The following is a 6,767-nucleotide window of genomic DNA, read 5'->3' as shown; positions in this document are numbered from 1 at the left end:
GCGGGCCAGTGCTCCGGTGTTCACGCCGGGGGTGAAGGCCCGCGCGGGAGTGCCCGTTAGGGCGCGAGCGTGCCCTGACCTTCGTGGTCTTGCTGCTTGATCCACCAGGTGAAGGGCGTCAGGATTGACGGCCTTGGACCTGCGCTGGTCACATCGGCATCGACGCCACCAGGTCACGCGCCGGCCCGGCGATGGCCAGAGCCCCGGCGTGGCCGGGCGGAGTGCCGAGAGGGGGCGTCACGACTTGACCTCAACCATGCTTTCAGTTGCACGGTTGCGCCATGGAGAAGTTGAAGATCGGCGTCATCCTGCCCAGAGTCGCCGTACAGCACAGGGACGGCATCGGCCTGGCCGAGGCCGCACGACATGCGGAGCAGGCGGGGCTGGACAGCGTGTGGCACGGCGACCATCTGGCCGCCGGGATGCCGTCGCTGGACGTGACGATCGCCCTGGCCACCGCCGCCGCGGTCACCTCCCGGGTCGTGATCGGCGCCAGCGTGTTCATCCCCGCGATCCGGCCCCTGGCCTTGGCCGCCAAACAGATCGCGACTTTGCAGTACGTGTCCGGAGGCCGCCTGGTGCTGGGAGTCGGTTCAGGAGCCGGGCCCGCGCAGTGGGCGGCGGCGGGGGTTCCCTACGACCGGCGTGGCTCCCGTACGGACACGGCCCTGGAGTTGCTTCCCCGGCTGCTCGCGGGCGAGGAGACCCGCCTGCCGGATGAGGCCGGGCAGCCCGTGGTCACGCTGGAGCCCGCCGTGGCCATGCCGCCCGTGTGGGTGGGCAACGCGTCCGCGGTGGCGATCGGGCGGGCCGCGCGGCTGGGCGATGGCTGGTTCCCCTCACTGATCTCGCCCGGAGAACTCGCCGCGGGAAAGGCCCGGCTGGCCGAGCTCGCCGCACGGCGGGGCCGGCCGGCTCCCGTCATCGCGATCGGAGGCGCCGCCGCCCTGGGAAGCGGGCCGGACGTCCCGTCCCGGCGGGAGATCGCGACCGGCATGAGCGCCGCGTACGGCCGTCCGCTGGAGGATGTCATGGACATCCCGCTCATGGGCCGTCCCGCCGAGGCCGCCGAGAGGCTGAACGCCTACCGCGACGCCGGTGCGGAGCACGCGGTCATCGGGATATCGGACGGTGACTGGCGGGCTCAGGTCGATCTCCTGGCCGAGGTGCGCGGCCTGCTGTGACCTCGGCCCCGCCGCCGGACGTGCGTCCCAGCGCGCCGGCGGCTATCCGGGGACACCGGTGGCGGCGAGGCCTGCGGCGGCGGCCTGGAGCAGGCGATTCAGGCGTGGTTCGAAGTCGAGTGCGACGTGTCCCCAGCGGGGATTGGCGGCGTAGAGCTCGGCGAGCGTGGGCGTCGGATGGGCGAGCTGCCAGAGATTGGCGGTCACGCCGAGCGCCATGGTGATGAGGTCCTGAACCTGGCCGGTGGTCATGGTGCCCGCCCCCGTCAGGGCGTCGACGATGGCGTCGTAGGCGGCGAACGAGCTGGTCTTGTAGCGGCGGGCGCGGTCGATGCCGACCTCGCCCTCCAAGCTCAGCGGTACGTGGGTCAGCAGGTCGCAGAACAGCGGCTGCGCGGCGAGCGTGGTGGCCACGGCGTCGGCGATCCGAGCCGGGGGGAGGCCATGGGCGCCGCCGAGGTGGGCGATCAGGGCATCGCGCCACTGGTGCCAGCCGCGTTCGGCGAGTTCCAGCAGGAGTTCCTCCTTGCTGTCGAAATACCGCCGAACGGCGGAGGGGTGCAGCCCGGCGGCTTCGGTGACGGCCGCGAGGGTGACGTGGCGGACCCCGCCGCGCTCGGCGGCCAGGGCGCGGGCGGCGTCGAGGAGGTCTTCGGCGCGACGGAGTTTGGCCTCCTGGGAGCGGGCACGCTGCGGCATGACGGCCACTGTAACGCAATCGGAGTGCGTTATTTGGCGATGGATGTGCTACCGTCTGGCGAATAACGCAATCTGATTGCGTTAAATCGCGTGGCTCCCCTTTCGCCCGCGACCAGTCCATGAGAGGAGACCGCCATGCGCGCCGCCGTCGTCACCCGTTTCGGGGAACCGGACGTCTTCGAGGTCAGAGAGCTGCCCGATCCCGTCCCAGGCCCCGGCCGGCTGGCCATCGACGTCACCCACGCCGCCGTCGGCCTGATCGACGTCTATGTCCGCCAGGGCCTGTACAAGGACAGGGCGGGCCTGCCGCGACCGCCGTACGTACCCGGCCTGGAGGTGGCCGGCACCGTACGCGCCCTGGGCGAGGGCGTCGAGGGCTTCCGGATCGGGGAACCCGTGGTGACCCTGTCGGGCACCGGGGCCGACGGCGGCTACGCCTCGATCGCCGTCGTGGACGCGGCGATGACCGCCGGCCTCGACGGCGCCGGAGTGGACCCGGCGACGGCGGTGGCGGCCGTGCCGAACGCCGCCACCGCCTACCTCGCCCTGACCGAGGTGGCCCGCTTCACGCCGGGCGAGCGGCTGCTGGTACACGGAGCCCTGGGCGGGCTGGGCTCCGCCTTCCCCGGCATGGCCCGCTACCTGGGCGCCTCCGCCGTGGTGGGCACCGCGCGCCGCGCCTCACTGGACGCCGCGAGGGCCTCTTCGCTGCCCTACGACGAGGTCGTCGCAGGTGAGGACCTGATCGAGGCCGTCGGCGAGCGGCGCTTCGACGTGGTGGTCGACCCGGTCGGCGGCCGGCTGCGCACCGACAGCCTGCAGGTGATGGCCCCGATGGGCCGGATGCTGCTGGTCGGCAACGCCGGCGGCGACTGGGGGCACACGCTGCCCAGCAACGCGCTCTGGGGCGGCAACCTCGCGGTGCTCGGCTTCGCGGCCGGTTTCTACCTCCCCACCCACCCGGAGATGGTCCGCCCGGCGGCCCAGGCCGCCCTGAAGGCCATCGGTCAGGGCCTGGTCGACATCCGCACCGAGGTCCTGCCGCTGACGCAGGCCGCGGAAGCGCACCGCCGCGTCGAGAACGGCTCGGTGGGGGGCCGTATCGTCCTGGCCCTCTGACAAGGGACTTCGCCTATGGGGGACACGTTCGCTGCCGTCCTCGCACGTCGTCTACGACCTGGAGGAGACATGCGACCGGCTGGTCGTGCTGAACGGGGGGCCGGCCCGCTCCCGGCCTTACTTGCGGACCCGCGCCTGCGGCGAGGCACAGGCCGGAAGGGTGTCCGGTCAGCGGCCTGCCGGGGCAGACGCCCGCCCCGGCCGAGGCGGGGGGTCACCGTCAGGCGAGGTTGAAGCGGACCTCGCGGGTGACCAGGTCGGCGCGGGTGAGGCGCACCTGCACCTTCTCACCGAGCGGCAGGGCGTCGCCGTCGCAGCGGGCCACCACCGCGGGGTCGGTCACCTGGACCACACCTCCGGGCCTGCCGTCCTGGACGTCCACCACGACCGCCTCGAACGTCTGGCCGACCCGCTCGCGCAGCACGAACGCCTCGACCAGATCGACACAGGCCCGCTCCACCGCCGAGGCGCGGCGCCCGCTGCCCGCCATGAGCGCCGGCAGCGCCGCAAGGGCCTCCTGCACCGGCTCGGGAACCGGCACCCCCGCCGCGACCGCCAGGCACACCTCGGTGCCGAACCGGTCGACCAGGCGGCGAAGCGGCGCGGTCACGTGCGCGTACGGCGCGGCGACCGCGGCGTGCGTGGCGTCCTTGGGCGGCTCGCCGTTGAAGGCGGTGTACCCGGCGCCGCGCAGCAGGACGGTCGCCTCCTTGAGGAACGCGGCGGCGCCGGGCGTACCCGGGTCGAGCGCGGCCACCACCTCGCCGAACCCGGCGCCGTCCGGCCAGGCCACCTTGAGCGCCCTGGCGATCATGCGCACCCGCGCGAGAGTGCCCGGTGGCGCCGGCGGCAGCGTGCGCAGCACGCCCATCTCGGCGTCCAGCATCATCGCCGCGGCGGCCATGCCGGTCATCAGCGAGATCTGCGCGTTCCACGTCTCGGCGGGCAGCGGCGTGCGGAACTCCACCCGATAGCCGTCGCCGTCCGGGACGACCTCCTGCTCGGGTGAGGGCAGTGACACACCGCCGCGTTCCTGCTCCAGGGCCAGGCGCAGCGCGCCGACCACGGGCAGCAGCCGCAGCGTGCCGTCCGCGGTGCCGGTGTCCACCGCGGCCTGCGCGTAGTCGTAGTCCAGCCGCTCGCGGCTGCGCACCAGCGCCCGCTGAACGTCCGCGCCGATCGTCCGGCCGTCGGTGTCGAGGTCCAGGCACCACAGCGCCGCCGGGCGGACGACCCCGGGCAGCAGGCTGGCGGCGCTCTCCGACAGCAGGGGCGGGTGCAGCGGCACACGCCCGTCCGGCATGTACAGCGTTTCGCCGCGCCGCCTGGCCTCGGCGTCGAGCGCGCCGCCCGGCCGGACGAAGGAGGCGACGTCGGCGATCGCGTACCACACCCGGAAGCCGCGCGGGCCCTGCTCGATGCACAGGGCCTGATCCAGGTCCATCGAGCCCGGCGGGTCGATGGTCAGCAGCGGCAGGTCGGTGCGGTCGGGCAGCTCGGGCATCGAGGCCGCGGCCACCTGGGCCGCCTCCTCCATCGCAGGCGCCGGGAACGCCTCGGGCAGCTCCAGCTCGCCGCGGATGCGCTCGAAGCCCTCCGCCAGCCGGGGAGTGCCGGACACATGAATCCGTGGATGACTCACAACCAGCGATCCTATGGGCGAAAACGGCGAGAATCGGACGGGAGGCATGCCCCCTCTGCGCGGCAGAACAGGCCGCCGCGCATAATCGAGGCGTGGACTTCGGCCCGACCGCCCGAGATTACGCCGCCTACCGGCCAGGGTTCCCGCCGCGGCTGTTCGCGCGGCTGGCCGAGATGGGGGTGGGAATCCCCGGCCAGCGCATCGTCGATCTGGGCACCGGCACGGGGGCGCTGGCGCGCGATCTGGCCGCCGCCGGATGCGCGGTGACAGGGGTCGACCTGTCCTCCGAGCTGATCGAGCAGGCGCGCCGCCTGGACGCCGAGGCCGGCGTGGAGGCGGATTACCGGGTGGCCCCGGCGGAGGACACCGGGCTGCCCGGAGGGGCGTGGGACGTCGTGAGCGCGGGCCAGTGCTGGCACTGGTTCGATCAGGCCCGCGCCGCGCGGGAGGCACACCGCCTGCTGGTGCCCGGCGGTGCCCTCGCCATCTGCCACCGTGACTACGTGATCCTGCCCGGGAACGTCTGCGAGGCCGGGGAGGAACTCGTCCTGGCCCACAATCCGGGCTGGCGCATGGCCGGCCGGGGCGGGATCCACGCGGAGTGGTCGGTCGAACTCGCCCTTGCCGGGTTCGGCGACATCGAGACCTTCAGCTTCGACATCGACATCCCGTTCACGCACGAAGCCTGGCGCGGGCGCATGCGAAGCTGCAACGGCGTCGGCGCGACCCTGCCGGAGGCCGAGGTCGCCGCCTTCGACGCCGACCTCGCCCGGGTGCTCCGCGAGCGGTTCCCCGAGGAGCCGTTGATGATCCCCCACCGGGTCTGGGCGATGATCGCCCGGCGCGCATAGCGGCCGCGGACGGCCCGGGGCGGGTGTCCGCTCGTCCGGACGCCGGCGCCGGCCCAAAAGCGCCGGCCCGGCCGAACGGACCGGCCGCCGCCCTGGGCCGCGCTGCCGTGCGGCTCCTTCGCCGGGCGTCTCGCGGCCGGCTCACCCGGCCTGTGGTCGCCGTCATGCTCCGCCGGTCCTGCGGCGGCGCATCGCTCCAGATCATCCGCGAGTACGTCGACGACCGGAATCGCCCAGACCAGCGTCCGGGCGGAGGCGAGCAAGCCATTCCCCCCAGCGCTGAAGCCGAAGGGCCGGGACCGTCGGCTAGACCTCCTTGAGGACGGCGAGCAGGCGGTTCAGCGGGCCGTCCAGGCCGTACCGGTCGGCCAGCGCCACCAGCGCCTCAGGGTCGCGCGGCGCGGCCGGGACGGCGGTCGGGACCTCCGGCAGCGGCGCGTCGTGCGCCACCTTGACCACCGCCGGGGCGACCGCCAGGTAGTCGCGGGCCTTGACCAGCTTCAGGCGGCTGCCCGCAGGGAAGCCGTCGGTGGCCCCGTCGTCCAGCGCCCTGAGCATCGCCTCCAGCGAGCCGAACCGGGTGATCAGCGCGGCGGCCGTCTTGTCACCCACCCCCGGCACGCCGGGCAGCCCGTCGCTGGGGTCGCCGCGCAGCGTCGCGTAGTCGGCGTACGCGCGGCCGGGGATGCCGTATTTGGCCGTCACGTGGGCCTCGTCGATCGCCTGCAGATTGCGGATGCCCTTGATCGTGTACAGCACCCGGACCGGCCGGGAGTCGTCCACGAGCTGGAACAGGTCGCGGTCGCCGGTGACGATCTCCACGGCGCCGGCGGCCCGCGCCGTGTAGGTGCCGATCACGTCGTCGGCCTCGTACCCCGGCACGCCGACCCGGGCGATGCCCAGCGCGTCGAGCACCTGCTCGATCACCGGCACCTGCGGGGCCAGGGTGTCGGGCACCTCCTCCTCGTGGCCGGTCGCGACCCGGTGGGCCTTGTAGGACGGGATGGCCGCGACCCGGAACGCGGGCCGCCAGTCGGCGTCCATACAGGCGACCAGCTCGGCGGGCGTGTGGGCCCGGACGAGCGTCGCGATCATGTCGATCAGGCCGCGGACGGCGTTGACCGGCATGCCGTCCGGCGCGGTGATCGACTCGGGCACGCCGTAGTAGGCGCGGAAGTACAGCGACGGGGTGTCGAGCAGTAGCAACCCTGGCATGCGCCCCATCCTCCCAGCATCCGTCCGCACTGGCACACGTCCGGCACGGCGCTCCAC

General features: G+C 73.7%; 6 protein-coding genes. 3 read left to right on the top strand and 3 right to left on the bottom strand.

Annotation, left to right across the window (positions count from 1 at the left end; all coding sequences use genetic code 11):
* Positions 1 to 281: 281 nt before the first annotated feature.
* Positions 282 to 1,184 (top strand): LLM class flavin-dependent oxidoreductase, encoded by a 903-nt coding sequence (locus tag IEY93_RS31970; protein WP_189166893.1) that lies wholly within the window; start codon positions 282 to 284, stop codon positions 1,182 to 1,184.
* Positions 1,185 to 1,226: 42 nt separating this feature from the next.
* On the opposite strand, the gene IEY93_RS31965 is transcribed toward IEY93_RS31970, so the two are convergent.
* Positions 1,227 to 1,883, bottom strand: coding sequence for a TetR family transcriptional regulator (locus IEY93_RS31965; protein ID WP_189166892.1), 657 nt, complete (start codon positions 1,881 to 1,883; stop codon positions 1,227 to 1,229).
* 135 nt (positions 1,884 to 2,018) lie between these two features.
* Between IEY93_RS31965 and IEY93_RS31960 the strand changes: the two genes are divergently transcribed.
* Positions 2,019 to 3,002, top strand: coding sequence for a quinone oxidoreductase family protein (locus IEY93_RS31960; protein ID WP_189166891.1), 984 nt, complete (start codon positions 2,019 to 2,021; stop codon positions 3,000 to 3,002).
* Positions 3,003 to 3,222: 220 nt separating this feature from the next.
* Here the strand turns inward: IEY93_RS31960 and IEY93_RS31955 are convergent, their stop codons facing one another.
* Positions 3,223 to 4,644 carry an RNB domain-containing ribonuclease gene (locus IEY93_RS31955; RefSeq protein ID WP_229691655.1) on the bottom strand — a complete coding sequence of 474 codons (1,422 nt, stop codon included), beginning with the start codon at positions 4,642 to 4,644 and terminating at the stop codon, positions 3,223 to 3,225.
* Between the two features lie 92 nt (positions 4,645 to 4,736).
* Between IEY93_RS31955 and IEY93_RS31950 the strand changes: the two genes are divergently transcribed.
* Complete coding sequence (locus IEY93_RS31950) at positions 4,737 to 5,495, top strand: class I SAM-dependent methyltransferase (RefSeq protein ID WP_189166889.1); 759 nt, start codon at positions 4,737 to 4,739, stop codon at positions 5,493 to 5,495.
* Positions 5,496 to 5,801: 306 nt separating this feature from the next.
* On the opposite strand, the gene IEY93_RS31945 is transcribed toward IEY93_RS31950, so the two are convergent.
* A complete protein-coding gene (locus IEY93_RS31945; RefSeq protein WP_189166888.1) occupies positions 5,802 to 6,710 on the bottom strand; it encodes a 5'-3' exonuclease in 909 nt (302 codons plus the stop codon).
* Between the last annotated feature and the right edge of the window lie 57 nt (positions 6,711 to 6,767).

Source organism: Sphaerisporangium melleum (assembly GCF_014646695.1).
In the GTDB taxonomy this organism is placed as follows: Bacteria; Actinomycetota; Actinomycetes; order Streptosporangiales; family Streptosporangiaceae; genus Sphaerisporangium; species Sphaerisporangium melleum.
This window is presented reverse-complemented; position numbering and strand designations above follow the sequence as displayed.

Coding starts and splice junctions, on each gene's coding strand:
- IEY93_RS31970 (WP_189166893.1), top strand. CDS start 282: ATGGAGAAGTTGAAGATCGGCGTCATCCTGCCCAGAGTCGCCGTACAG.
- IEY93_RS31965 (WP_189166892.1), bottom strand. CDS start 1,883: ATGCCGCAGCGTGCCCGCTCCCAGGAGGCCAAACTCCGTCGCGCCGAA.
- IEY93_RS31960 (WP_189166891.1), top strand. CDS start 2,019: ATGCGCGCCGCCGTCGTCACCCGTTTCGGGGAACCGGACGTCTTCGAG.
- IEY93_RS31945 (WP_189166888.1), bottom strand. CDS start 6,710: ATGCCAGGGTTGCTACTGCTCGACACCCCGTCGCTGTACTTCCGCGCC.